Source organism: Stenotrophomonas indicatrix (assembly GCA_041545745.1).
GTDB classification, from domain to species: domain Bacteria; phylum Pseudomonadota; class Gammaproteobacteria; order Xanthomonadales; family Xanthomonadaceae; genus Stenotrophomonas; species Stenotrophomonas indicatrix_A.
On sequence record CP168152.1, the window covers coordinates 463,319 to 487,565 of the forward strand.

Here is a 24,247-nt window from a genome sequence, read left to right on the forward strand (position 1 = left end):
CTGAAAGAGCCACCTTATGGATAAGCCCCGCTATACCGTAGAGATCGTCATCGCCGCACCTGGCACGCCTCTGATGGACCCGAAGACCGGTCTACAGGAGGCCCTTGACGGTGTTCCGCAGACATCCTCTCCAGGTCATATGTTTTATGTCCTGCATGCATCAGGCGAGCCAGCGAAGAGTTTCGGGTTCGCGCCCAAGGTACACGGAAGCATCAACGGGCCCGGTGACATCATGCCGGATGACGCAGATGTCTATAAGGACCCACGACACACCCGCACCCTCGAGATCAGCGAAGCGCAGTACAGGAAGCTCGAGGCCTTCGGCTCGGATCCGGAGAAGTTCGGCTTCAGCAAGCACTACCAGGATGTCCGCAACAACTGCGTGGACTTCACCTGGGAAGCGCTGAACCACGCGGGCATCGAGCGGAAAAGAAGCATCGACGTGAATGCACTGGGAGGTCCCGCCGGCCAGCTTCTTCCGGACGTCCGCATTCCTCTGGAGATGAAGGGTGGGGGCAAGGACGGTTATCGTCCGCTGCGTAACATCCACGGCGTCGACAGCATCGATCCGCCGTTCCCCGACAGTGATCTCAATCGTACGAAAATCAACCCGATGCCCGATCGTAGGTGGAAGCATCGCCTGCTGAGCGAGAACGACGACATCGGTGAGCGCAGCAGCGAGCGTTTGGCCGACGCACGCGTGCCGGGCGACGCTTTGCATCCGCTCGACCAGCGGGTGCGCGCGGCGCTGGGCGACGCCGCCGAGCGCCAAGGGCTGCCGCCGGGACAGCAGCCCGAGCTCTTGGCGGGCCACCTGACGCGATTGGCAGTGCAGGGCGGCTACACCGAACGCGATACCTTGCAGGTGGCCTTCAGCAGTGGCGGCGCTGTGGATTCGCCCGGCTACGTCTTCCTGCAGCGCATGGGCGACAACGCCTCACCGGATCCCGCAGCGAACCGCCAACGCCTTTCGCTGGCCGATGCCCAGCAGGGCACGGTTGAAGAGGTGTACCAGCAAGCCAGCGTGCAGCATCAGGGTCGCGAGTCCAGCCGTGTCGCGCAGGAAGACCAACTGCAGCAGCAGACGCAGCAGGCCCAGCCGCGAATGGGCTGATATCGGCCCATGCCACAAAGGCGTCAATGGCATCGACGCCTGGCGGTGTTCACCCCATCCGATGCGCAGGATTCTGCTGCTGCTGCAGATCCTGATCCTGATCCTGATCCTGATCCTGCGCCTGTGCATCCAGCGTCTGCTGCTCAGCCTGCACCGGCTGCTGTCCACCCAACCCGAGTTTCTGCAGCGACTCCTCGGCCGGCGTCTGCGCGGCCACGGCGGTCGGCAGCATCGCCCGCAGGTGCGCCGGGTTGGCCGGGTCGCCCTGCACCACGAAGATGTTGTGCCCGGCCGGGTGCTGGGACGTGGCATTGCTCACCACCACGTGGTCGGCGCGTTCCAGGCCCTGTTCGCGGGCCTTGACGGCCAGGCTGGCGGCCACGTTCTCGCTGGTGGCGTCGAACGCGCGGCCGTGCTTCTCGTCCAGTGCGGCCACGTTCTGGCGGATCTGCTGGTGAAGGGAATCGTCAGGGGTCATTGGGGGCTCCGTGTGGCCGCTACCGTGTGGCCAGATAGTGCCAGTGTAAATCGGTCGCGGGCTGCGCCGGTAACCGCTTGTTGCTAGCCTGTTGCCCGGCGACGCAGGGGATGGCGTCCGGTGCAATGGGATCGAGGGAGAAGGCAGTGCGCGGGGAGACAATCCGGATACGGGGACAGGCGGCCGTGCGGTTGCTGCTGGGCGTGGGGCTATGGGTCTGCGCAGGTATTGCAGTGGCTGATACGCCCGTGGCGGCGGACGATCCGGCTTGCCCTTCGCAGGACTTCACGCGTTTCCTGCAACGCTTCGCCGACCCCGCCGACGACCGGGTGCGCCTGCGCTACACCTCCGACCCCCTGGAGTACGAGGTGGCCATGCACACCGTGCGTGACGACCACAAGGGGCTGGCGCCCACGCACGTCACGCTGGAGCAGGGTGCCACGCGGTTGAAACGTTTCAGCTACCGCCACCTGGCCGCGTTCGATCTGTTCGTGCCTTCACCGGTCAGCCGCGATCCGGCGGCACTGGAGCGCATGCGCGCCGGTACCTACAACGCACCCACGCACGTCGAGCCGATCGATGACAACGGGCAGCGCGTGACGTTCGGCAGCGACACCGAGCGAGATACCTACACCTTCGCGCGCCGCTACGGCTGCTGGATGCTGACGCGCGCCAGCAATCTGCGCGACTGAGCGGAAGTTGTGACGCTGACGATCACTTGTCCGCCGGACGGTGGTCGTAACTGATCACGCGCTCGGCCTGCCATTGACCGTTCACCCGGCGCCAGACCTGGATGAAACGGGCCTGGCCGGTCCAGCGTTCAACGCCATCGGTGCCGCGCTCATGGAAGCGGTGATCGCCCATTTCCAGGGCGCGATCGTCCTGCAGCGGAAAGACCTGCAATGAGCTCTCCACCAGCTCACGCCGCAGGTGCCAGCCTCCCTTGCGCGCGTTGTCGCACAGGTTGGCCACGCTGCGGCGGAAGTCCTCGCGGCTGTTGGCGGACTTGCCGTCCTTGTCATGGAAGAACTCCATGTCTTCGGTGCTCATCGCGGCGGCCTTGTCGGCATCGCAGGCATCGAACGCCGCGGCGAACAGCTGCGTGTCGGCCGCGCGGATCTGCTCGCGCAGGGTGTCGCTGGCGGCGGAGGTGCCGGCGACTGCGGCGGCGAGCAGGGGCAGGGCGAGCAGCATGGCGTGGCTCCGTTGAGGACCGGCGCAGACTGGCACGGGGGCTGTCTCGCCGTAAGCGGTCGCTGACGAAACGGGGGCAGGGTCCGACCAATGCCGCACTGGCGGGTGCGAACCGATGGAGCCCGGTGCCCGTGTACGCGATGTCATGGCCTGAGCTGATTCCATCACGGGCGGCTCCCTTGCGGGTGCCTAGGCTGGGTTCCTCATTTCCCACGGGAGCGCCCATGCCTACCACCTCTGTCCGCCTGCACGTTGAAGACACCGGCGGCACCGGCCGGCCGGTGATCCTGATCCACGGCTGGCCGTTGTCGGCCGAATCATGGAAGGCCCAGGTGCCATTGCTGAGGGATGCCGGCTACCGCGTGATCAGTTACGACCGCCGCGGTTTCGGTCGCTCGGAAAAGCCCACCGATGGCTACGAGTACGACACTCTGGCCGCTGATCTGGCCGGCCTGATCGACGAGCGTGACCTGCGCGATATCACGTTGGTCGGCTTCTCGATGGGCGGTGGCGAAGTGGCGCGCTACATCGCCAACCATGGTGAGGACCGCCTGCACAGCGTGGTGTTCGCTGCGGCCGTGCCGCCGTACCTGTTGAAGGGCGCGGACAACCCGGACGGGCCGCTGACCCAGGACAAGGCCGATGAGATGCGCCAGGGGCTGGAGAGAGACCGGGAAGCGTTCTTTGATGGCTTCACGCGTGATTTCTTCAGTGCCGACGGCAAGCTGATGGTCACCGAGGACGAGCGCCAGGCCGCCATCGCACTCGCTCATCAATCTGACCAGACCGCTGCGCTGGGCTGCATGAAGGCGTTCGCCACCACCGATTTCCGTGCCGACCTGAAGAAGGTGACGGTGCCGACGCTGGTGCTGCACGGTGACAGCGACGCCACGGTGCCGTTCGAGGGCTCTGGCCAGCGCACGCACGCGGCCATCGCCGGCAGCGAGGTGGTGGTGCTGAGGAATGCGCCGCATGGCTGCAACACCAGCCACGCCGATGACTTCAATCTGGCCCTGCTGGAATTCCTGAAGAAATAACACCGACTACAGCATCATCAGCACATGCCCTCCGCCCGCACCCCGCCCTGGAAGAAGCCCAACCCCAAGGGCCAGAAGATGCAGCCGCTCACGGAGTGGCAGAAGGCGGCGGCGCGGCGGCGGGCGGAAGAGCGTGGGCGCCGTTACCCGAACCTGGTGGACAACATGTGGGCGGCGAAGCTGCCGCGCGGTTGAGACGCTGATTGGTGAGGCGTGCTGGAAGGGGCTGCCAACCCCATTCCCGCCACGGCGCGACGGTGCGCGGCTGTATCGTCAGCGTAACGTTGGACGATGCGCTGCACTGGTGCAGGGCATCGCGCAGCAGGGCCGCATCCACCGGCTGCGCCGTGGCCACCTGCAGCAGCGTGCCCCGGTGCCGCACTTGCACCGGCAGTACCCCGTGCACCTCGACCGGATTGCCGGTGCGGGTTCTGCGGTAGCGCATGGTGATGGGGCGGACAGTGTGATGCAGCACAGGTGCGCAGGCGTCCAGCAGGTGCAGCTGCTGCTGCATGGGCGCGCGGACCTCGATGACGGTAGAGGGATATCCCAAGGTGCTCTCGACCAGCACCTGGAAGCGGGCGCCATCGGGCATCAGGTAGACGGTCAGGCCCACCGTGCCGATGAACGCCATTGCTGCGAGCAGGACCCAACTGCGCGGCACCTTGGGCGGCTGGGTGAAGTGTTGCAGGCGCGGTCTGCGCCGACGCATGCGGCGATAACGTCGCTGTGCTGCGGGGCTGGGCAGCAGGCTCTCATCCGGCAGTGCAATCACGCGCGGCGGAAGGCGGGCCAGCCGCGCATTGATCACGCGTGCGCCGAGCATCGCAACCAGCCCGCCAAGCAGAACCGGCAGCAGGGTACGCACGAGTAGATACAGCCCTACCATCGCCAACTCTCCTGAAGGAGTGGACATGATCGCGCATCCTCCAGGGTCATGTCGCATCTGCCAGCCGACAGCGGCCGTTGGCTTGGCTAGCATGCGCGTCACTCGCTGGGGATACACCGATGACTGCCTTCACTGCCCGCCTGGGGCGCTTCTTCGGCGCTGGCCTGATGCTGTTCCTGCTGCAGGTGGTGGCGCTGCTGTCGGTTGGCCTGGCCGCAGGGTACTTCCACCACCGCGTGGATCTGCTGCTGGAGCCACTGTCTTTGGCCTGCGGCGGCACCGATCCGGCCGCGCGCCTGCACGTGGCCGAGCACCTGCTGGCGCGTGCCGACGCATTGGATGACTGGCAGCCGCTGTGCTGGTTGCCGATGGCAACGCTGCTGCTGGCCCTGCTGGGTACGCTGCTGGTCTGCGTGCACTGGCTGCGCCATGTGGATGCATCGCTGCGCCGCAGCGCGTGGGGCCTGCTTGCCCTGCATGCGGCGGCACTGCTGCTGGCCAGTGCGATGCTGCGGCTGTATGAGCATGTCTGGGCGGGCATCACCACTACGCTGCCTGCAGCATGCATGACAGATCTGGCACCGGATGGGCATGCGCTGCCGTCCTCGATGCGGCAATGGTTGCTGCAGCTCTTCGCCAGGGCCGACCTGATGCCGCCGCACGCGCCTGACGCGTTGGCCATCATCCTGTGTGGGCTGTTGCTGGCAGCGATGGTGATTGGCGTGTGGCTGTGGCGCACCACCTCGCAGCTGCGCTACAACTGGGTACAGACCCGAAAGGCTGTGTAGCGCGTCCTGCGGAATGCCGCAATCGTGCTGCATCAGGTCAGAAGACTGTCTGCGTGTTGATGTTCAACGAGAACGAAACTGCGATACCAGGAGCAGGAATGATTCAAACGCTTTGGAAATGGGCACGCAGCACTGGCGTGGCCAAGTATCTGCTTCTGCTGGCGTTTCCGATGTTCGGCCGGCCGCTGCACTTTGTAGCAGGGGAAAGCCGCAGGAGCTATGCATCGGCGCGATTCGGTACAGTCGCGCTGCCCCTTGCGGCAGCAGGCATCTGGGTCTATGCCATGATCCTGTTTTTTGATGGCGTCGCCACTGAACTGGTTCCACGACTGAATGAGACACTTGGCGAGATAGCAGCCTATCGCCGCATGAACCTTCTCAACAGCCTGGTGAAGTGGGAAACGGCGCTGCTGATCCTGGTGATGGTAGTCGCTTCTTCCTACATCCGTCACGGCTATTACCTTCTGGTGCGGAGCGTGGTTGCGCGATTTTCGGTGCCGGGGCCGGTCATTCCCAGGAAGTACTTTCTCGTTTCCACGTCATCAACGGCGTTCCTGTATGGCATTGCAGGAGTGCTGTTCGGCTTGGTCCAGCGCTATGGTGTTGAACACCGCGCACTCGTCGAGAGCGTTGTGGTATCGCCGTGGTTTGCTGCGCTATTGACTGTTTTTGGAATCGCCAATTTCGTCGGCTGGCGCAATAGAAGAGCGGCACACGTTGAGCTTTATGGGTCATCGCTTGCGTCGACGTGCGTTGATCTTGCGGTCATTCCGCTGTTGATTGTCCCGCTGATACTCATGATGCTTGTGATGTGAGGGCGAATCTGGAGGCGGGGCTGGGACGATATCCAGAAGCTGGGTTAGAGTCGCGGACACCTTCTCTCCCAGGGCCGACCTGATGCGTTCATTGCTGCATGCACTGCCCTTGCTGCTGCTGTCCCTGACCGTCCACGCTGCCGAAGTCGATCGGCGCATCGCGGTGACCATTGACGATCTGCCGTGGGCGCGCCTGGATGAAATCGTGCCGGCCGATCTGCAGGCGCGCCATGCCGCACTGATGGCGCAGCTGCGCCATGCCGATGTGCCGGTGGTGGGCTTCGTCAACGAAAACAAGCTGGAAGTGGATGGCCAGGTGCAGCCGGCGCGGGTGCAGATGCTGCGCGACTGGCTGGATGCGGGCTACGAACTCGGCAACCATACCTGGTCGCACATGGACCTCAACGCCAAAGGCGTAGCGGCGTTCCAGCAGGATTTCCTGCACGGCGAGCAGGTACTGCGGCCGCTGTTGGCCGAACGCGGGCAGACGCCACAGTGGATGCGTCATCCGTATCTGCGTGCGGGGCGTACGCCGGAAGATCGCGCGGCGATGGACGTGTTCTTCAAGCAGCATGGCTACCGCGTTGCGCCGGTGACTGTCGACAACGGTGAGTGGGTGTGGGCCTTCGCCTATGCCAACGTGATGAACGAGCAGCCCGATTCACCGCAGCGCGAGGCGACGCTGGCGAGCCTGCGCAAGGGCTATGTGCCGTACATGCTGAACAAGGTGAATTACTACGAGAAGCAGTCGCTGGCGCTGCTGGGGTATGCGCTGCCGCAGGTGTGGCTGATGCATGCCAACGAACTCAACGCGGCGACGTTCGCCGAGCTGGTGGCGGCCACCAAGCGTCGTGGCTATCGCTTTGTGTCACTGCAAGAGGCCGTGCGCGACCCGGTCTATGCGCGCGGTGCCGAGGGCTACAGCGGTCGTTACGGACCGAGCTGGCTGCACCGCTGGGCGATGGCCGAGAACAAGCCCAAGGAATTCTATGCTGGCGAGCCGGAAGTGCCGAAGTGGGTGATGAAGCTGGCCAAGGTGGATGGCGAGTGAGGTTCAGCGCTTGACGGCCAGCACGCCGTCCAGCGCCAGCTCGGCCTTGAAGCCTGCCTTTTCCAGGCGCTTGGCCACTTCGCGGGGCACGTCGCGGCCGCTGGTCAGCTTGTTTGGCGCACCGGTGTAGTGGAAGAGACGGCCGCCCTTGCGGATGACGCGGGCGAAGTGGTCGTAGAACACCTGCGAGTACAGTTCGCCGGCGATGCCGAAGCGCGGCGGGTCGTGCAGGATCGCGTCGACGCTGTTGCTGGCCACCTGTTCGATCTGCTGCGAGACGTCGCCGTGGCTGAAGTGCAGGCGACCGCCCGCGGCGGCTGAATCAGGATCGGGCGACCACGGATTGAGCGTGCGCAGCCACATCACGTCGGCGTTCTTTTCGAACGAGCGGATCTGGCCGACACCCGCCTCCAATGCGCACGCGGCGAAGTAGCCCAGGCCACCGCAGGTATCGAGGATGATCTTGCCGGCCGGGGCGACCAGTTCGACCTTGCGGCGCGCGTCCTCGAACGGCGACAGCTTGGAGGTCGGCAGCATCTTGATGCCGTCGATCTCGAAGGTCGGTGCGCCCCACTCGGTCGGCACCAGCTTGATCAGCGAGCCGCTGAAGCGGGAGATGGAGCAGAACTCCTCGCCGTCCCAGTAGTACAGGGTGCGGTCCTTCAGCTTGCCCGGCCACGGGTAGTGCTGGCCACGGAAGGTGAAACCCTCGGCATCCAGCTGCACCGCCGCTTCGTTGCGCCCCAGATCGAGCGAGCCCTGCCATTCGGTGGCGCCCTTGTCATGGGCACGGCGCAGGGTGTCAGCGCTGTCGCGGGTCAGCAGGGGGCCGGAGTAATGGGGCACGGTGGGTAGCGCAGGGTGGCTCGGGGGAGGGCATGGTACCGCAGGCGCTGTGCAGCCGAGCCGGGCATGGGCGCGGCGCTACCGCAGGTCGGTGCAGCTGAATCCGTGGATGGTTCCTTCTCCTGAGATCATGCCGACGCCTCGTGTGGGCTGCATGCCCTGCAACGCGCACGAACGGCGATGGGCATCCTGGGTGGCGGCTGGCTGCCAGTCGAAGTCGTAGCGCATGCTGCCGTCTTCCTGCAGCAACCAGTGCACGGTTACACGCTTGGCGCGTTCCCCTTCGATTTCCCAGTTGAAGGTGCGCATCACCACGACCTTGCCGTCATCGGTCTCACGCACCTCGTCGTAGGCACCCTGGGTCTTTGCGGTGCCAGCGGCCAGCAGGAGAAGAGAGAGAGCATGGGTATTCCTCCTCGAAACCGGCAGCGTGTGCCAGCGGCATCGCTGACGCCATGGGAAGAATTGCAATCTGGCCGCTACTGGCACTTCACCGCATACACCGGCCCGGCGCCGATCAGCAGCAGCGCCATGTAGTCGCTGTCGCGTGCGCGGGCCTTCAACGTGGCGCCGTCCTTGACGTGGAAGATGCCGAAGCCGCCGGCCATCCGGATCAGCGCGCTGTCGATCTGGTCAGCGTCATCGCGGAAGTACTGCTGGATGTTGCTGCGGCTGGCCTTGTACAGCGCATTGGGTTCGCGCTGCCATTGGCCGTCGCGCTCGAACGACACGAAGTACTGGCCTCCTTCCTTTTCGATGCGGAACTCGGCGGACTTGCGCGGGCGGGTGGCGAAGCAGCCGAGCATCGGGTCGGAGGAGAACGGCAGCTGGGTGTCACCGGAACAGGCCACCAGCAGCAGGAGGGCACCGGGCAGCAGCAGGCGGAGCGCGCGCATGGGATGTCCCGACGGGGCAGGTGCGGCCAGTGTAGGCAGCTCGCGGCGATGGCCGGTACAGATTTTCGGCAAGAACCGGCGCCCTGCTGACCTCAGCGGCTGCGGTGGATCTCCACCGTGATGTGCACCAGTTCTTCGTGGATCGCCAGCGCTTGACGTACGGTGTCCGGATCGAGCGTGGCGTCACTGGTGACCACGCTGGCGGTGACGGCGTACTTACCGCGCCCCACCTGCCACACGTGCAGGTCGGCCAAGCGTGCCGGCCACGGACCCTGCTCGATCACTTCGCGTACCTCGGCCACCACCGGCGCATCCATCTGCGCGTCCAGCAGGATGCGGCCGCTGTCGCGCAGCAGGCCGATTGCCCATACGGTGACCAGCACCGCGCCGACCAGGCCCATCACTGGATCCAGCCAGGTCAGGCCGAGCAGCTTGCCGCCCAGCAGGGCGACGATGGCCAGCACCGAGGTGGCGGCGTCGGCCAGCACGTGCACGTAGGCCGAACGCAGATTGAGGTCGTGACCGTGGGAATGGCCGTGATCGTGGTCATGCCCATGATCGCCATGGTCGTGTCCGTGGCCATGATGGTGATGCGCGTGGCCCGGGCTGTCGTGCAGCCACCACGCGCACAGCAGGTTCACACCCAGGCCGACCGCGGCGATGGCGATGGCTTGGTTGTAGTGGATGGGCGCGGGCACCCACAGCCGTTCCAGCGATTGCACGGCCATCAGCGCCGCAACGCCAAGCAGGGCGATGGCACTGGTGTAGCCGGCCAGGATCTCGATCTTCCAGGTGCCGAAGGCAAAGCGCGGGTCGTGTGCATAGCGGCGTGCACAGCGATAGGCGAACACCGAAAGGCCCAGCGCCAATGCGTGCGAGCTCATGTGCCAACCGTCGGCGAGCACGGCCATGGAGTTGAACCACCACCCACCGACGATCTCGACCAGCATCATGCTGACGGTGAGCCACATCGCGCGACGGGTATTGCGTTCGGCCAGCGGGTTGCCGTCGTCGAAGCGGTGTTCGTGGCGGCGGGCGGCGGCGAGGGCGTCCAGGTGCATGGCGGCAATGATGGATGGATACCCCCATAGGGTATATGATCCACTCATGGCGCATGTACACAGGAATCGAAAGCAGCTGCTGACCCGGGTCCGTCGCATCGGCGGGCAAGTGGCGGCGTTGGAGCAGGCGTTGAACACGCCCGAGAGCGAGGCAGGCGACTGCGCCGACGTGCTGGTGCAGGTGGCGGCCGTGCGTGGCGCTGCCCACAGCCTGTTGATGGAACTGCTGCACGAGCACCTGCAGGAACACGTGGTGGGTGCGGAAGACCCGGCCCAGCGGGCCGCCGAAGCCGAGGTGCTGGTGGAGCTGCTGCGGCGTTACGGCAAATAGCCGGGTAGTGCCGGCCGCTGGCCGGCAACTGCATGTTGCTTCCGGAGTTCATGAGGTTGCCGGCCAGCGGCCGGCACTACCCCTGCGGCGCTATTGGTGCCGGTGCCGCGCGTTCCAGATGTGGGTGGCGGCCAGCAGCAGGCTGCCGGTGACCGTCAGCGGGGTCTCCCACGCGTGAGAGGGCAGTGCCAGCGCCCCGGCCATCAACAGCGCCAGGCCCGTGCCCGCGCTCAGCCACGCCAGTGCAGGCAGCGGCTGGCGGCGTTCGGCGCGCCACAGGGCCACGCCGGTGATCGGCAGCGCAATGGCCACGAACACCAGGTGTACCCACTCCGCTTCGGCCCAGACGCCGAACAGCGGCAGCGCGGCCGCCAGCAGGGGCAGGGCCAGGCAATGCAGCAGGCACAGGCTGGACAGGGCGACGGCGCCGGCATCAAGCAGGGCAGCGGAGGGTGACTTCATGCGGGGGAGGTTCCTTGCGCGACAATTGTTATACAGTAACATTTCCGTTCTGCAGCCAACCCGCTCCGACATGAACACTGTTTCCCGCGCCGACCGTCGCCTTCCGGTCACCGTGCTCTCCGGCTTCCTCGGGGCCGGCAAGACCACCCTGCTCAACCAGATACTGCGCAACCGCGATGGCCTGCGGGTGGCGGTGATCGTCAACGACATGAGCGAGGTCAACATCGATGCGCAGCTGGTGCGCGATGGCGGCGCGGAGCTGCGTCGCACCGAAGAGACGCTGGTGGAGTTCAGCAACGGCTGCATCTGCTGCACGCTGCGCGATGATCTGCTGCAGGAGGTCCGGCGCCTGGCTGACAGCGGCCGCTACGATTACCTGCTGATCGAATCGACCGGGATCGGCGAGCCGATCCCGGTGGCGGCCACCTTCGCAGTACGCGATGAACACGGTTTCAGCCTGAGCGATATCGCGCGGCTGGACACGATGGTGACGGTGGTGGACGGCAGCGCCTTCCTGGCCGATTTCGGTTCGACACTGCGCTTGGCCGAGCGTGGCCAGCAGGCGGGGCCGGATGATGATCGCGGCGTGGTCGACCTGCTGTGCGAGCAGGTCGAGTTCGCCGATGTGATCGTGGTCAGCAAGGTGGACCAGGTCGATGATGAAGTGCTGCAGGACACGCTGGCCGTGCTGCGCGGCTTGAACCGCGACGCGAAGCTGCTGCTGTCCCGCTTCGGCGATGTACCGCTTGCCGAGCTGCTGGATACCGGCCGCTTCGACTTCGATCGCGCGCAGCAGGCGCCGGGTTGGGTGAAGGAGCTGCGCGGCGAGCACACGCCGGAAACCGAGGAGTACGGCATTGCCAGCTTCGTCTACCGCTCGCGGCGGCCGTTCCACCCGGCCCGCTTCGCGCGCACGTTGCAGCAGGGCATGCCCGGGGTGATCCGCAGCAAGGGCTGGTTCTGGCTGGCCAACCGCATGGACTGGGTGGGTGAGTTGAACAGTGTGGGCGCGGCCACACGCACCCAAGCGGCGGGCTTCTGGTATGCGGCGCGCGAGCGTGTGCGCGCCGGCCAGGAGGACACCACGCCGCTGCTGCCGCCAACGCCACTGCCCTACAGCGATCTGGGCTGGGCCCGGCAGCAGGCTGACTGCTGGAGCGCACCGTTGCCCGATGTACAGGAATTCCCGGACGCGGAAGCGCACTCGGCGATGGCACGCCTGTGGCACCCGCTGTGGGGTGACCGCCGGCAGGAACTGGTGGTGATCGGCGTGCACATGGACGAGCGCGCGGTGCGCTCGGTACTGGATGCATGCCTGCTCAACGACGACGAACTGCAGGCCGGGCCCCTGCTGTGGCAGCAGATGCCGCAGGTATTCCCGGTGTGGAAGCGTGGATGAGTAGATCCACGCCATGCGTGGATGAATGCTCGGCTGGCAGTAGATCCACGCCATGCGTGGATGAGAGGCTGCAGGAGCCGAGCACGTGCTCGGCTCTACAGCTCATCGCTTCCGATGGACGTGGACGCATTGCCAGCCAGTAGATCCACGCCATGCGTGGATGAATGCTCGGCCAGCCAGTAGATCCACGCCATGCGTGGATGCCAGCCGGCAGGAGCCGAGCATGGGCTCCGCTCTACAACGCATCGCGCCACTGCCAACCTGCATCACCGACCTGCAGCACCTGCGTTGGCCGCAGGGCCTGCAGCAGGTGGGTGTCATGGCTGACCATCAACAATGCCCCCGGCCATGCCGCCAGCAGCTCTTCCAGCGCCTGCAGCGCGGCCAGGTCCAGCGCGTTGCCCGGCTCGTCCAGCAACAGCAGCTGCGGGGCAGGGTCGGCATACAGCACGCTGGCCAGCGCACCTTTCACCCGCTCTCCATCGCTGAGGCTGCTGGCCGGGCGCTGGATGCGCTGTGCATCCAGGCCCAGCAACGCCAACCGCGTGCGCAGCTCAGCCGGATCGGCCGTGGGATGGGCAGCCTGCACCGCGTCGAGAATGCTCTCTTCGCTGCGCAGATTCAGCAGCTGCTGGTCGAGCAGGGCCAACGGCGCGTGCCGATGTACCTGTCCACTATCTGCGGGCAGCTCGCCGGCCAGCACGCGCAACAGCGTCGACTTGCCGCTGCCGTTGTCGCCAACTACAGCGATGCGCTGGCCGCGCCGGATCTCCAGCCGCAGCACCGCGTTGCAGCCATGCGGCAGCACCAGATCGTGCGCCTGCAGCAGGCGGGCCTGACCACGCTCGCCTTCGCCACTGAACAACGCCAGCTCTGGTGCCACGTGTACCGCCGCAGCGGCGGCGCGCACCTGTGCCGCGCTAGCCTGCAGGCGGTCGCTCTGGATCTGCTGCGCACGGCCGTGGCTGGCTTCGGCGCGCTGCTTCTGCCGACCGAGCAGGATCGGTGCCTGGTTGGCCTCGCGCGCTTCGCGGTTGCCACGTGCCTGCCGCTGCTGCTGGCGCTCGTGCTGTTCGCGCGCGCTGCGTTGCTGCTGCCGATGCTGGGCACGGGCATGCTCCAGCTGGGCGGCGGCGGCCTCGCGTTCGGCGGTGCGCGTGTCGGCATAGTGCTGCCACGATCCGCCGTAACGATGCAGGCCGTGCGCATCCAGTTCGACGATCTGCGCCATCTGCGCGAGCAGACCACGGTCGTGGCTGATGGCCAGCAGGCCGCCCTGCCACTGCTGCAGCTGTGCGTACAGCTGGTGGCGATGGCGGGCGTCGAGATGATTGCTCGGCTCGTCGAGGATCAGCCAATCCGCGCCGCTGGCCCACGCGCCGGACAGCGCTACCTGCATCGACTGGCCCCCACTGAGCCGGGAGGCGGGCTGCGCCGGATCAAGGTCGGCCGGTAGCTGCATTGCCTGCCACTGCTGCTGCAGGCGTTCGCGCAGGTCCCAGTGGTCGCCCACGCAGGCGAAATCGGCTTCATCGACGCTGCCTGCTTCGATACGTGCCAGTGCCGCCAGTTCGGCGCCTACGCCGGCCAGTTCGCCTACCGTGCCACGTGGCGGATAGCCCGGCGTAGGCAACAGGAACACCTGGCCACTGCGGTGTACGCGGCCATCGTCGGGTGACAGCTGGCCGGCGAGCAGGCGCGCGAGCACGCTCTTGCCGGCGCCATTGGCGCCGACCAGTCCGGTGGCCACCGGTTCGAAGGAAAAGGATAGATCGGAAAACAACGGTCGGCCATCGGCCAACCGATACGACACGCGATCGAGCGTGAGGGAATGCGAAGTCATGCGACCTCCATGGATGCCTGGTTCTCCCCTGCGCGCAGGGGCGGGAAGAGTCGGGCCGTCTAGTGCGAAGACGGCGGCATCACTGGCGCATTGGTCGCGAGCCTCTGGGGGGGAATGAGCGGGCAGTATAGCGCCGTGAGCTGAATGGTCGCGGCCGGTGCTCTGCGTTACGGCACCGTATCCAGCCGTGCGCTGAAGAACTCGATGAATACCCGCAGCTTCGGCAGTACGTGGCGGCCGGAGGGCCACAAGAGGTGGAACGTCCCGCAAGACTGTACGTGCTCATCAAGCACCGTGACCAGCCGGCCATCGGCCAGCACATCGCGCACCGAATGCACCGGCACGAATGCCAGGCCACCGTCGCGCAGCGCCAGTGCCACCCGCGCTTCGATGGTGTTGGCAACCATGTGCACCGGCAGTTCCTGCGCTGCTTGGCCCCCTGGCCAGAGAATGGGCCACGGTTCGAGTTTGCCGGTGCTGGGGAAGCGGTAATGCAGCAGGCGGTGCTGCAGCAGATCGGCCGGTACGTGCGGCGTGCCGTGCCGTTGCAGGTAGGCCGGCGATGCAACCACGCGGCGTGGGAACACACCGAGGCGACGTGCGGTGAGGCGTGAGTCGCTGGGTTCGCCAACACGCAGCACGGCGTCGAACCCCTCTTCGATGACATCGACCAGGCGATCGCAGAAATCCAGCTCCAGCCGGATGTCCGGGTAAGCCGCCATGAACTCGGCCATCAGCGGCAGGGTAAGGTCGCCCACCAGCGGCAGGCTGATGCGCAGGGTGCCGCTGGGGGTTGCATGCTGCTGGGCCAGTTCGGTGCGTGCGGCATCGCGTTCGTCGAGGATGCGCCGGCAGCGCGCCAGGAACAGCTGGCCTTCGGCCGTGAGGGTGATGCTGCGCGTGCTGCGGTGGAACAGGCGCACGCCGAGTGCATGTTCAAGCCGGGCAACGCACTTGCCGGCGGCCGAGGCGGAGATGCCTTGTACGCGGCCGGTTTCGACGAAGCTGCGGGTGTCCGCGGCGTGGACGAAGGTCTGCAGGTTGGCCAGGTTGTCGAGGACGGACATGGGGAGGGTCGCTGCGAAAGAGGGCAGGGTAGGTGGCGGCCGGCGTGCCTGGTGACGCAGCCGGTGCAACAGTGCGGTGCGGGTGCTTGGCGGGTCGATGCGGTCCAATGGTTCCGGGCATCATGCCGATTACGGACCTTGTGGTCCATGATGCCCGGAGCCCCGCCCCGCTTTTTGCCGGCGCCGGAGCTGCCTACCGTGGCGGGCTTCTCCCCACGGATCACCCCGATGACACTCGCCCTCCCTGTTGATACTGCACCGGCGCTGCCCGCGGTGAGCACGCTGCTGCAGGCCGTGCATCCGCAGCGCCTGGTCGGTGCGGTGGTACTGGTTCGCGAGCATGGCGTGCTGCGCCACGCCAGCGCCAGCGGCCTGGCCGATCGTGAATCGAACACGCCGATGCGCCGCGACCACCTGTTCCGGCTGGCTTCGGTGAGCAAACCGCTGCTGACCACGGTGATCCTGCGTCTGGTAGCCGAGGGCGTGCTCGACCTGGATACGCCGGTGCAGCGCTGGTTGCCGGCGTTCCGCCCGGCACTGGCCGATGGCAGCCAACCATCGATCAGCCTGCGCCAGTTGCTCAGTCACAGCAGCGGACTGGGCTACCGCTTCCTGGAAGCCGATGCCGAGGGCCCTTACGCGCAGGCGGGCGTAAGCGATGGCATGGACGCGAACGCGGTGACGCTGCAGCAGAACGTGCAGCGCATCGCACAGGCGCCGCTGTTGTTCGCACCGGGCAGCCAGTGGCTGTACTCGCTGGGCGTGGATGTAGCGGGCGCCGTGGCCGAGGCGGCGACAGGCGAGACATTGCAGACTTTGTTCGACCGGCTGCTGGCGCAGCCGCTGGGCCTGCGCGACACCGCGTTCGCTACCGGCGAGGGCAGCCGCTTGGCGACGCCATATGTCAGTGACCTGCCGCAGCCGCATCGGTTGCAGGAGGGCGAGGTGGTGCCTGCGTTCGAGGGCTCGGTAGGCATCGAATACAGCCTGGCGCGGGCGACCGATCCGCACCGATATCCGTCAGCCGGCGCGGGTCTGGTGGGCACCGCTGATGAGGTGATGACCGTGCTGGAGGCGCTGCGCGATTCGCGTGCCTCACAGCTGCTGCCGGACAGCGTGATGGCACAGATGGGAACGCCTCAGCTGGGCGAGCTGGGACCGGTCGATCCGCCCGGTTGGGGTTTCGGCCTGGGCTTTGCCGTGCTGCGTGATGCCGCAGCCAGCGGCACACCGCAGACCGTGGGCACATGGCGCTGGGGCGGGGCCTATGGCCACAGCTGGTTCGTCGACCCGACGCGCGGCCTGAGCGTGGTCGCCCTGACCAACACGCTGTATGAAGGCATGCATGGTGCGTTCGTGGATGAACTGCGCGATGCGGTATACGCCGATCTGGAGACGGCGCGATGAGCGGCCACGCGATCGACGCCGGGGCACCGGCCGGAGAGGCAACGCGCTTGCCGTGGCGTGGCCTGTTGGCCTTGGCCGGTGGTGGTTTCATCACCCTGCTGACCGAAACGCTGCCCGCCGGCGTGCTGAGGCCGATGGGCGAGAGTCTCGGCGTCAGCGATGCGGCCGCAGGGCAACTGGTGAGCGTGTATGCACTGGGCTCGGTACTGGCTGCGTTGCCGATGACCGCACTGACCCAGCGCCTGCCGCGCCGTCCGCTGCTGCTGGCGGCAATTGCCGGCTTCATGGTGGTCAACACCGTGACCGCGCTCAGCCACGACTACGTGTTGACCCTGGTGGCGCGCTTCCTGGCAGGCGTGGGTGCGGGCCTGCTGTGGTCGCTGGTGGCCGGCTATGCCGCGCGCATGGTGGTACCGGAACTGCAGGGCAGGGCGATCGCGGTGGCGATGATCGGCTCGCCGCTGGCGCTGTCGCTGGGGGTGCCGGCAGGTACCTTGCTGGGCCAGCAGATCGGGTGGCGCTGGGCGTTCGCGTTGATGAGCGTGCTGGCGGTGCTGCTGCTCGGCTACGCGCGCTGGGCGCTGCCCGCATTGCCGGCGGCCGGCGCGGGCCGGCGCATGTCGCTGGGTTCGGTCTGGCGCATGCCCGGCATCCGCAGCACGCTGCTGGTGATGGCGCTGTACGTGCTGGCGCACAACGTGCTGTACACCTACATCGAGCCGTTGGCGGTGCAGGCCGGCGCGGGCAGCTGGCTGGACCGGCTGCTGCTGGCGTTCGGCATCGCCGCGATCGTGGGTATCGCCATTGCCGGCTGGGGCGTGGACCGCCATCTGCGCGCGCTGGTATGGGCCAGCGTAATCGGCTTCGTGATGGCGGTGGTTTCGCTGCTGCTGTGGCCAGGCGTGCCGGGCGTGCTGCTGCTGGTGACGATCCTGTGGGGCGTAGCATTCGGCGCCGTGCCAACCCTGTTCCAGACCGCACTGGCCCGCCGCGCCGGCGCCGCTGCCGACCTCGCACAATCGATGCTGGTGACCGGCTGGAACCTGGCCATCGCCGCCGGCGGCGTCGGCGGCGGCCTGATGCTGCAGGCCAGCGGCGCACAGCACTTGGCCTGGTTGCCGTTGCTGCTGCTGGCGGTGTGTGCAGCCTGGCTGTGGGCCCGGCCGAAGGCCTGGGCGTAGGCATCGACCAACGGTGACGGGGTTGCCGGGGTTGCCGGCCAGCGGCCGGCACTACAGAGAGCAGAACGTGCGAGCGCAACGACCCGCTGTTGCTTTCGCTTTCGCTTTTTCTTTCTCTTCTACGTGGTGGAACGCCGCAGAGATCTGTCCCGGGTCGGGCGCGGTGGGTACGCGGGGGTGTCCGCGGCATGGATGCCGCGGCCAAGCCTCCAGGGATGGATTCACGGCGTCCCCCGCGTATCCACCGCGCCCGACCAACCCCAGAAACCGCTCCTAGCGACCCACCACGAGGGGCTGCGCCGTTCGCCGACTACTACTACCCCGCCTGCTCGCGCTCGAACGGCACACTGCGCGGATTCTGCATGTGCTCCCGCGCTGCGCCGTACTGCTGCTGGCGCTTGCGGTGGAAGGCGATGAACTCATCGCGCGGCAACGGCCGCGAGAACAACCACCCTTGGCCGAACTGCACGTGCTGGCTGTGCAGGTAGGCCAGCTGCGCTTCGGTTTCCACGCCTTCAGCCACCACCCACAGGCCCAGCTCGCGGGCCATGCCGATGATGTGCGGCGTGACCGGGCTGGTCGCGCTCTCGGTGCCGATCGCATCGATGAAGGACTTGTCGATCTTCAGTGCATCCAACGGCAGCTGCTGCAGGTACTGCAGGCTGGAATAGCCGACACCGAAATCATCGATGGCCACGCTGTGGCCCGCGCGTCGCGCCGCCGCCAGCATGGTGCGCGCACGGTCGATATCGAGGAAGCCATGTTCGGTGGCCTCCAGCCAGATCTGCTGCGGCAGGATGCCGCTGCCGGCCATGCGCTGGGAGATCACCTTCAGCGCCCGCCCGCTGCTGATGTCTTCGGCCGCCAGGTTGATCGCGATGTGTGCACTGCGATCCTCGGCCAACAGTTCACGCATGTCGGCAACCACGTTCTCGATCACCAGATCGGTGATGGCGGCGATCATCCCGGCCTCTTCGGCCAAGGGAATGAACAGGTCCGGACGCACCTGCGTGCCGTCGGGTCGCTGCCAGCGCACCAGTGCTTCGGCGCCGACGCAGATGCCGGTATCCAGTTCGATGATCGGCTGGTAGTGCAGGTAGAGTTCGCGACGACGGATGGCGATGCGCAGTTCGCCGCGCATCGACAGCCGTCGTCGTGACAGCCAGATCACCAGGCCGACAGCGGCGGCGGCCATCAGCAGCCCCAATGGCACGAACAACCACGCCTGCTGCTGGAAGGTGGCCGCCAGCGCGGTACGCGGCGCCGTGGCGATTGCCAGCCATTCACCGCTGCGCGCGCTGGCATACAGGGTGTCGCGGTCCAGACCCTCGCCGGGCTCACGCAGGAGATGCTGCAACAGGGTCGGGTCCATGCCGTCCTGCTGGGTCAGCAGCCGTCCATCCGGACTTGCCAGGGCCAGCCGCACGTCCGGATCGACGATGGCATCGACGAAGCGCCGAGGGTCGACCAGCACGTCGTAGGAGCCGTACATGATGGACAGCATCGGCCGCCGGCCGGATGCCTCGGGGCGCACGTCCACGGTGATGCCGACGCCATCGCTGGTGACGTGGTCCGGCGTGGGTTGGTCCACATCCTGCTGGAACGGCCCCCAGGACGTGCAGCGGAGCTTGCCGCCCTCGAAGTAGCCCATCTGGTCGGACGACGGCGTGGTCATCACCAGGGTCTGCATGCGCTGGATGTGTTCGGCCCCGCAGGGCGGCAACACAGTGGCCTCGGCGGACTTCAATGCCGCCAGCGCTTCCTGGTAGGACACGTCGGTACGGCGCAGGCTGCGCTCGGCGATGGCATGCAGTCGCTGTTGCTCGACACTTACGGCACGGTCCCAGGTGGCATAGACCATGACCGCGATCGGCAGAGCAGCGGCCAACACGGCCAGGACGGTGCCGCCGATGATGACCCGCAGTCGGCTCATGACCGGGGCTCCAGAGAGGTGTGCAGGGCTGGGCACATGGGCGGGGCCGGTCCTTGGGCGATGGCGGTATATGAACACGGCGCCGGGCCGGACGGAATGGGACAAGGGCGGTAATGGATCACATTGTGGTGAAAGTGACACTTGCTGACGGGTCTGGGCCGGCCGGTGCTGGCGTTGTGGCAGCGGGAGGACTACCGTCGAACGCTTCCCCCGCCCCTTCCCGCGCCCATGACCGAGCCCGCCACGCCCCCCGAGCACCTGCGCCGCAGCCTGTCCAACCGCCACCTGCAACTGATCGCCATCGGCGGTGCAATCGGTACCGGCCTGTTCATGGGCTCGGGCAAGACCATCAGCCTGGCCGGCCCATCCATCGTAGTGGTCTACCTGATCATCGGTGCGATGCTGTTCTTCGTGATGCGGGCGATGGGCGAGCTGCTGCTGTCCAACCTGCAGTACAAATCCTTCATCGATTTCTCCACCGATCTGCTCGGGCCGTGGGCCGGATTCTTCTGCGGATGGACGTACTGGTTCTGCTGGATCGTCACCGCCATCGCCGATGTGATCGCCATCGCCGCCTATGCGCAGTTCTGGTTCCCGGGACTGGAAGCGTGGAAACCGGCGCTGGCCTGCGTGATGCTGCTGCTGTCGTTGAACCTGGTGACAGTGAAACTGTTCGGCGAAATGGAATTCTGGTTCGCGCTGATCAAGATCGTGGCCATCTGCGCGCTGATCATCACCGGCGCCGGGCTGGTGGCGTGGGGCTTCACCTCGCCCAGCGGGCACACCGCATCGCTGTCGAACCTGTGGAATGACGGTGGCATGTTCCCGATGGGCCTGGTCGGTTTCTTTGCCGGGTTCCAGATCGCGGTGTTCGCCTTCGTCGGCATCGAGCTGGTGGGTACCACCGCTGCGGAAACGGCCGACCCGGAGCGCAACCTGCCCAAGGCGATCAACTCGATCCCGGTGCGCATCATCATCTTCTACGTGCTGGCGCTGATCGCGATCATGGCGGTCACCCCATGGCGCCAGGTGGTGCCGGACAAGAGCCCGTTCGTGCAGCTGTTCGTGCTGGCCGGCATTCCCGCCGCGGCCAGCCTGATCAACTTCGTGGTGCTGACTTCGGCCACGTCGTCGGCCAACAGCGGTATCTTTTCCACCAGCCGCATGCTGTTCGGTCTGGCCGAGGAAGGCCATGCACCGCGTGGCCTGTCCAAGCTATCGCGCGCAGCGGTGCCGGCCCGGGGCCTGCTGTTCTCCTGCCTGTGCCTGCTGGGCGGCACCCTGCTGATCTATCTGATTCCCAACCTGGTGACCGCCTTCACCCTGGTGACGACCCTGGCAACGGTGTTGTTCATCTTCGTCTGGTCGCTGATCCTGGTGGCCTACATGGTCTATCGCCGTCGCTACCCCGAACGCCACGCGGCCTCGATCTTCAAGATGCCCGGTGGCGTGGCGATGTGCTGGGCCTGCTTGATCTTCTTCGCCGCCGTGCTGGTACTGCTGAGCCTGCAGGCCGACACGCGCCAGGCGCTGGTGGCCAGCCCCGCATGGTTCGTGCTGCTGGGCGCAGGCTATTGGCTGCGGCGGAAGATGGCGCGCTAGTCGGGAAGACCCTCGCCAACAGATCTAACGGCCTCGGTGAGTCCCATCCACGCATGGCGTGGATCTACGTGTCGACCAAGGTCGACACCCACCAACAGCCGCAAGGTCGACACCCACCAACAGCCGCAAGGTCGACACCCACCAACAGCCGCGTGGTCGACACCCAGCAAGAGCAGGCCATGCCATTCCGGCAGATCGCGGAAATCTGTCGAAGGCGGGGTGGGTCCGGTTGCGGGGGTGTAAGCGCCATGGATGGCGCGCCCAAGCCTCCATGGATGGATTCACGGCGTCCCCCGCCACCGGACCCACCCCGCCATCCCACGGAATGCCGCAGTTGCTGTTGCTTCGGCCGTTGCCGTTGCCGTTGCCTCTGCGGGTGCCGGGCGCCGCCCGGCCGAACACCCCCATTCACTCATTGTTAGCGGCCGCCGCCGGATCATCCCGCCGCCATGTCCCTTCGTCCCGCCCTTGTCGCGCTGTTGCTGCTGTCTGCCCTGTGGCCAGGGCTGGCCGCTGCGCGCACGGTCTACCGCTGCGTACAAGGCAACACGGTCAGCCTGGCCACCGCGCCCGAGCCCGGCTCGCGCTGCACGCCGAAGGAGATCGACGACAGCGCCGTGCAGGCCCCCAACCTGTGGGGCAACATGGGCGTGTTCAGTGGCGTGCTGTACGAGCGCGAACAGGACGGCAAGCTGGTCTACTCCACCCGCAACCTGCCCGGCTCGCGGGTGTTCCTGAAGTTCACCGTAGCCACACCGCCGGGCGAACCGGCGCATGAAGGCCTCGGCAAGGTCGGCAAGCCCCAGCTGGCCCAGCACGCAAAGCAATTCAAGGCGGCGGCCAAGGCCACCGGCGTGGACGATGCTTGGCTGCGGGCGATCGCCCATGCCGAAAGCAACTTCGACGCGCTGGCGGTGTCCAGCAAGGGCGCGCAGGGCGTGATGCAGCTGATGCCCGATACCGCAGTGGAGTACGGCGTGCGCGACCCGTTCTCGCCGCAACAGTCCATCGACGGCGGCGCCCGCTACATGCGTGCGCTGCTGCGCCGCTACAACGGCGACCGTCCGCTGGCAGCGGCGGCCTACAATGCCGGCATCGGTGCGGTGGCGCGCTACAAGGGCGTGCCACCGTATGCCGAAACCCTGGCCTACGTGGACAAGGTGATGGCCCTGTACACCCGCTATCGCGAGGCGATGGGCATCCGCATCGAAGTACCGGCGAAGTAGCCGGCGCTCAGCGCGACGTGGCGCTGCCTACCAGCTCGTAGCGCTCGATGCGGCCGACGCGCGAGACTTCGGCCTGTACGTCGGCCCGCTGCTTGAGTTCGCGCCAGGCGGCATCGATGCGTACATCGCCCGGCAACGACGGATACACGCGCATGTCCTGCAGGCTGGCCAGCGCGTCGCCGCGTTCCAGCGGCGAACGCAACTGCTCGATCAGCACGGCTGCGGCAGCATCCAGATCACCCTCTTCCAGCAGCATCTCGCGGTAGAACAGGCGCGCGCCCTGGCGCTGGGCGACGATGACTGCACGTGCTGCGGCAGCAGCGTCAGCATCACCGCGCTGGCGGGCGGCGGCGAAATGGATCAAGGCCTGTGCGGCCTGGCCATAGCCGCTTAGGCCGGTCAATGTCTCCATCGCGGTGTCTGCTTCCTGCGTCTGACCAAGTGAGTTGAGCACGAAGGCCACGTTCATCTGGTGCTCCAGACCATCTGGCCCGAGCGCGCCGATGCGGGCGGCGAGCTTCGCCGTCGCCAGCGCCTCATCGGTACGCCCCAAGCGACGCAGCGCAGCGATCCGGCTGTTGAGCAGCCAGGCCAGCCATTCCGCTTCGGCGGCGGGCGGCGATTGTCCGTCCGCGGCGGCCTCGGCCAGCGTATCCGTCAGTGCCAGGACTTCCTCGTTGCGATCGAGCATCAGCAGCGTGCTGCTGAAATCCACCATGCGTGCATCCAGAACGCGATCCAGCAGGCCTGATACACGCAGGGCGTCAAGGTGGCGCTGCGCGGCCTTGACCGGATCGAAGTGCACATCGCGGCGGTCCACATAGCGATCGAAGCGCTTGTCGCTGCGCAACCGGATCAGTTCGGCCGGGGTATCGATGCGTGCCAGCGTCGCAGCGATGGCATCGCTGCGACCGTTGTCGGCCTGCAGCGTGGCCAACTCCAGCCACAGCCCGGTGGGTTCGCTGCCGCCGCTCTTCCAGCCGTTGTCGAACAACGCCTGCAGCAGCGCCATGCGTTGCGCGGGCTGCGCGCGCAGGTGGTACTGCAGGTAGCTGATGGTGTGGTGGTCGATCGCCAGCGGGCTGTCGGCACGCGCCAGTGCCTGTGTCAGATGCTCCACTGCCGCTGCGGGTTGGTCATCATTGAGGTCCAGCGACACCAGCGTGGTCAGGATGCTTGCATCGCCCGGCAACGCCAGCAGCGCCTGCTGCAGATAGCGCCGTGCCAGCGCAGGCTGCTTCTGCATGGCCGCCGTCCAGCCGGCAAACTGCGCGGCGCGGCCGCGGCGCTCGGCATCGAAGTCGGCCAGCAGCGGGCTGTCCATCAGCCGTTCCATGGCGATCAGCGCGGCCAGGGTATTGCCGCTGCGGGACTGCTCGATGGCCGTATCCCATTGCTGCGCGTACGCGGCATGCGCAGCATCCATCGCCGCATTGGGCGGATGCTGCGAGGTGGGAGTGGGCGTACGGGGAACATTCGCCGAGGCGGTCGCGCTGGTCAGTGCGGCAAGCAGCAGCACGAGGAGTGAGGTGCAGCGGGGCATGGTGGGCCTCCGTCCATGGAGTGGACATTGAACCCGCTGCGGCAGCGCAGGACAAGCGCCATGAGAGGGCCCTGACCATCGGCC

At 66.6% G+C, this 24,247-nt stretch carries 24 protein-coding genes; 12 read left to right on the plus strand and 12 right to left on the minus strand.

Annotated features, from left to right (window positions below):
* Nucleotides 1-16 precede the first annotated feature (16 nt).
* Entirely contained in the window at nucleotides 17-1,114 is a 1,098-nt protein-coding gene (locus tag ACEF39_RS02085; RefSeq protein ID WP_500286792.1) for an XVIPCD domain-containing protein, read from the plus strand.
* Between the two features lie 49 nt (nucleotides 1,115-1,163).
* Here the strand turns inward: ACEF39_RS02085 and ACEF39_RS02090 are convergent, their stop codons facing one another.
* Nucleotides 1,164-1,592: an XVIPCD domain-containing protein gene (locus tag ACEF39_RS02090; RefSeq protein WP_500286793.1), complete on the minus strand. Its 429-nt coding sequence runs from the start codon at nucleotides 1,590-1,592 to the stop codon at nucleotides 1,164-1,166.
* A gap of 233 nt (nucleotides 1,593-1,825) precedes the next feature.
* Between ACEF39_RS02090 and ACEF39_RS02095 the strand changes: the two genes are divergently transcribed.
* Nucleotides 1,826-2,284 carry a hypothetical protein gene (locus ACEF39_RS02095; protein WP_500286794.1) on the plus strand — a complete coding sequence of 153 codons (459 nt, stop codon included), beginning with the start codon at nucleotides 1,826-1,828 and terminating at the stop codon, nucleotides 2,282-2,284.
* 22 nt (nucleotides 2,285-2,306) lie between these two features.
* Here the strand turns inward: ACEF39_RS02095 and ACEF39_RS02100 are convergent, their stop codons facing one another.
* Entirely contained in the window at nucleotides 2,307-2,786 is a 480-nt protein-coding gene (locus ACEF39_RS02100; RefSeq protein ID WP_500286795.1) for a DUF4440 domain-containing protein, read from the minus strand.
* 224 nt (nucleotides 2,787-3,010) lie between these two features.
* On the opposite strand from ACEF39_RS02100, the gene ACEF39_RS02105 reads away from it, so the two are divergent.
* Nucleotides 3,011-3,823, plus strand: a complete 813-nt coding sequence (locus tag ACEF39_RS02105; RefSeq protein ID WP_500286796.1) for an alpha/beta fold hydrolase — start codon at nucleotides 3,011-3,013, stop codon at nucleotides 3,821-3,823.
* A gap of 88 nt (nucleotides 3,824-3,911) precedes the next feature.
* On the opposite strand, the gene ACEF39_RS02110 is transcribed toward ACEF39_RS02105, so the two are convergent.
* Nucleotides 3,912-4,712: a hypothetical protein gene (locus ACEF39_RS02110; RefSeq protein ID WP_500286797.1), complete on the minus strand. Its 801-nt coding sequence runs from the start codon at nucleotides 4,710-4,712 to the stop codon at nucleotides 3,912-3,914.
* 119 nt (nucleotides 4,713-4,831) lie between these two features.
* Here ACEF39_RS02110 and ACEF39_RS02115 point away from each other — a divergent pair, with 119 nt between their 5' ends.
* From ACEF39_RS02115 to ACEF39_RS02125, 3 genes are all read left to right on the plus strand, one after another.
* Complete coding sequence (locus ACEF39_RS02115; protein ID WP_500286798.1) at nucleotides 4,832-5,500, plus strand: hypothetical protein; 669 nt, start codon at nucleotides 4,832-4,834, stop codon at nucleotides 5,498-5,500.
* Nucleotides 5,501-5,553: 53 nt separating this feature from the next.
* Entirely contained in the window at nucleotides 5,554-6,315 is a 762-nt protein-coding gene (locus ACEF39_RS02120; RefSeq protein WP_500286799.1) for a hypothetical protein, read from the plus strand.
* An 82-nt stretch (nucleotides 6,316-6,397) separates the two neighbouring features.
* Complete coding sequence (locus ACEF39_RS02125; protein WP_500286800.1) at nucleotides 6,398-7,366, plus strand: polysaccharide deacetylase family protein; 969 nt, start codon at nucleotides 6,398-6,400, stop codon at nucleotides 7,364-7,366.
* Between the two features lie 3 nt (nucleotides 7,367-7,369).
* Here ACEF39_RS02125 and ACEF39_RS02130 read toward each other — a convergent pair whose 3' ends face one another.
* The 4 genes from ACEF39_RS02130 to dmeF all read right to left on the minus strand — a co-directional run bounded on the left by ACEF39_RS02130 (nucleotide 7,370) and on the right by dmeF (nucleotide 10,169).
* Nucleotides 7,370-8,212, minus strand: coding sequence for a class I SAM-dependent methyltransferase (locus ACEF39_RS02130; protein WP_500286801.1), 843 nt, complete (start codon nucleotides 8,210-8,212; stop codon nucleotides 7,370-7,372).
* Between the two features lie 78 nt (nucleotides 8,213-8,290).
* On the minus strand, nucleotides 8,291-8,554 hold the full coding sequence (locus ACEF39_RS02135) for a hypothetical protein (RefSeq protein ID WP_500286802.1): 264 nt from the start codon (nucleotides 8,552-8,554) through the stop codon (nucleotides 8,291-8,293).
* Nucleotides 8,555-8,691: 137 nt separating this feature from the next.
* Nucleotides 8,692-9,108, minus strand: a complete 417-nt coding sequence (locus tag ACEF39_RS02140; protein WP_500286803.1) for a hypothetical protein — start codon at nucleotides 9,106-9,108, stop codon at nucleotides 8,692-8,694.
* 92 nt (nucleotides 9,109-9,200) lie between these two features.
* Complete coding sequence (gene dmeF, locus ACEF39_RS02145; protein WP_500286804.1) at nucleotides 9,201-10,169, minus strand: CDF family Co(II)/Ni(II) efflux transporter DmeF; 969 nt, start codon at nucleotides 10,167-10,169, stop codon at nucleotides 9,201-9,203.
* A 46-nt stretch (nucleotides 10,170-10,215) separates the two neighbouring features.
* On the opposite strand from dmeF, the gene ACEF39_RS02150 reads away from it, so the two are divergent.
* Nucleotides 10,216-10,500 (plus strand): metal/formaldehyde-sensitive transcriptional repressor, encoded by a 285-nt coding sequence (locus tag ACEF39_RS02150; protein ID WP_100459978.1) that lies wholly within the window; start codon nucleotides 10,216-10,218, stop codon nucleotides 10,498-10,500.
* Nucleotides 10,501-10,590: 90 nt separating this feature from the next.
* Here the strand turns inward: ACEF39_RS02150 and ACEF39_RS02155 are convergent, their stop codons facing one another.
* Nucleotides 10,591-10,962: a MerC domain-containing protein gene (locus ACEF39_RS02155; protein ID WP_500286805.1), complete on the minus strand. Its 372-nt coding sequence runs from the start codon at nucleotides 10,960-10,962 to the stop codon at nucleotides 10,591-10,593.
* A gap of 70 nt (nucleotides 10,963-11,032) precedes the next feature.
* Here ACEF39_RS02155 and ACEF39_RS02160 point away from each other — a divergent pair, with 70 nt between their 5' ends.
* Nucleotides 11,033-12,361: a GTP-binding protein gene (locus ACEF39_RS02160; protein ID WP_500286806.1), complete on the plus strand. Its 1,329-nt coding sequence runs from the start codon at nucleotides 11,033-11,035 to the stop codon at nucleotides 12,359-12,361.
* A 235-nt stretch (nucleotides 12,362-12,596) separates the two neighbouring features.
* On the opposite strand, the gene ACEF39_RS02165 is transcribed toward ACEF39_RS02160, so the two are convergent.
* Both ACEF39_RS02165 and ACEF39_RS02170 read right to left on the minus strand, forming a co-directional pair.
* Complete coding sequence (locus ACEF39_RS02165; RefSeq protein ID WP_500286807.1) at nucleotides 12,597-14,204, minus strand: ATP-binding cassette domain-containing protein; 1,608 nt, start codon at nucleotides 14,202-14,204, stop codon at nucleotides 12,597-12,599.
* Nucleotides 14,205-14,371: 167 nt separating this feature from the next.
* A complete protein-coding gene (locus ACEF39_RS02170) occupies nucleotides 14,372-15,271 on the minus strand; it encodes a LysR family transcriptional regulator (protein ID WP_500286808.1) in 900 nt (299 codons plus the stop codon).
* 228 nt (nucleotides 15,272-15,499) lie between these two features.
* Between ACEF39_RS02170 and ACEF39_RS02175 the strand changes: the two genes are divergently transcribed.
* Complete coding sequence (locus ACEF39_RS02175; RefSeq protein ID WP_500286809.1) at nucleotides 15,500-16,678, plus strand: serine hydrolase domain-containing protein; 1,179 nt, start codon at nucleotides 15,500-15,502, stop codon at nucleotides 16,676-16,678.
* Entirely contained in the window at nucleotides 16,675-17,859 is a 1,185-nt protein-coding gene (locus tag ACEF39_RS02180; RefSeq protein ID WP_500286810.1) for an MFS transporter, read from the plus strand. Before ACEF39_RS02175 ends, ACEF39_RS02180 begins: the two co-directional genes overlap by 4 nt.
* Before the next feature lie 316 nt (nucleotides 17,860-18,175).
* Here ACEF39_RS02180 and ACEF39_RS02185 read toward each other — a convergent pair whose 3' ends face one another.
* Complete coding sequence (locus ACEF39_RS02185; RefSeq protein ID WP_500286811.1) at nucleotides 18,176-19,792, minus strand: EAL domain-containing protein; 1,617 nt, start codon at nucleotides 19,790-19,792, stop codon at nucleotides 18,176-18,178.
* Between the two features lie 228 nt (nucleotides 19,793-20,020).
* Here ACEF39_RS02185 and cycA point away from each other — a divergent pair, with 228 nt between their 5' ends.
* Complete coding sequence (gene cycA / locus ACEF39_RS02190) at nucleotides 20,021-21,394, plus strand: D-serine/D-alanine/glycine transporter (RefSeq protein WP_500286812.1); 1,374 nt, start codon at nucleotides 20,021-20,023, stop codon at nucleotides 21,392-21,394.
* A gap of 449 nt (nucleotides 21,395-21,843) precedes the next feature.
* Complete coding sequence (locus ACEF39_RS02195; protein ID WP_500286813.1) at nucleotides 21,844-22,620, plus strand: lytic transglycosylase domain-containing protein; 777 nt, start codon at nucleotides 21,844-21,846, stop codon at nucleotides 22,618-22,620.
* 7 nt (nucleotides 22,621-22,627) lie between these two features.
* On the opposite strand, the gene ACEF39_RS02200 is transcribed toward ACEF39_RS02195, so the two are convergent.
* A complete protein-coding gene (locus tag ACEF39_RS02200) occupies nucleotides 22,628-24,163 on the minus strand; it encodes a hypothetical protein (RefSeq protein ID WP_500286814.1) in 1,536 nt (511 codons plus the stop codon).
* Between the last annotated feature and the right edge of the window lie 84 nt (nucleotides 24,164-24,247).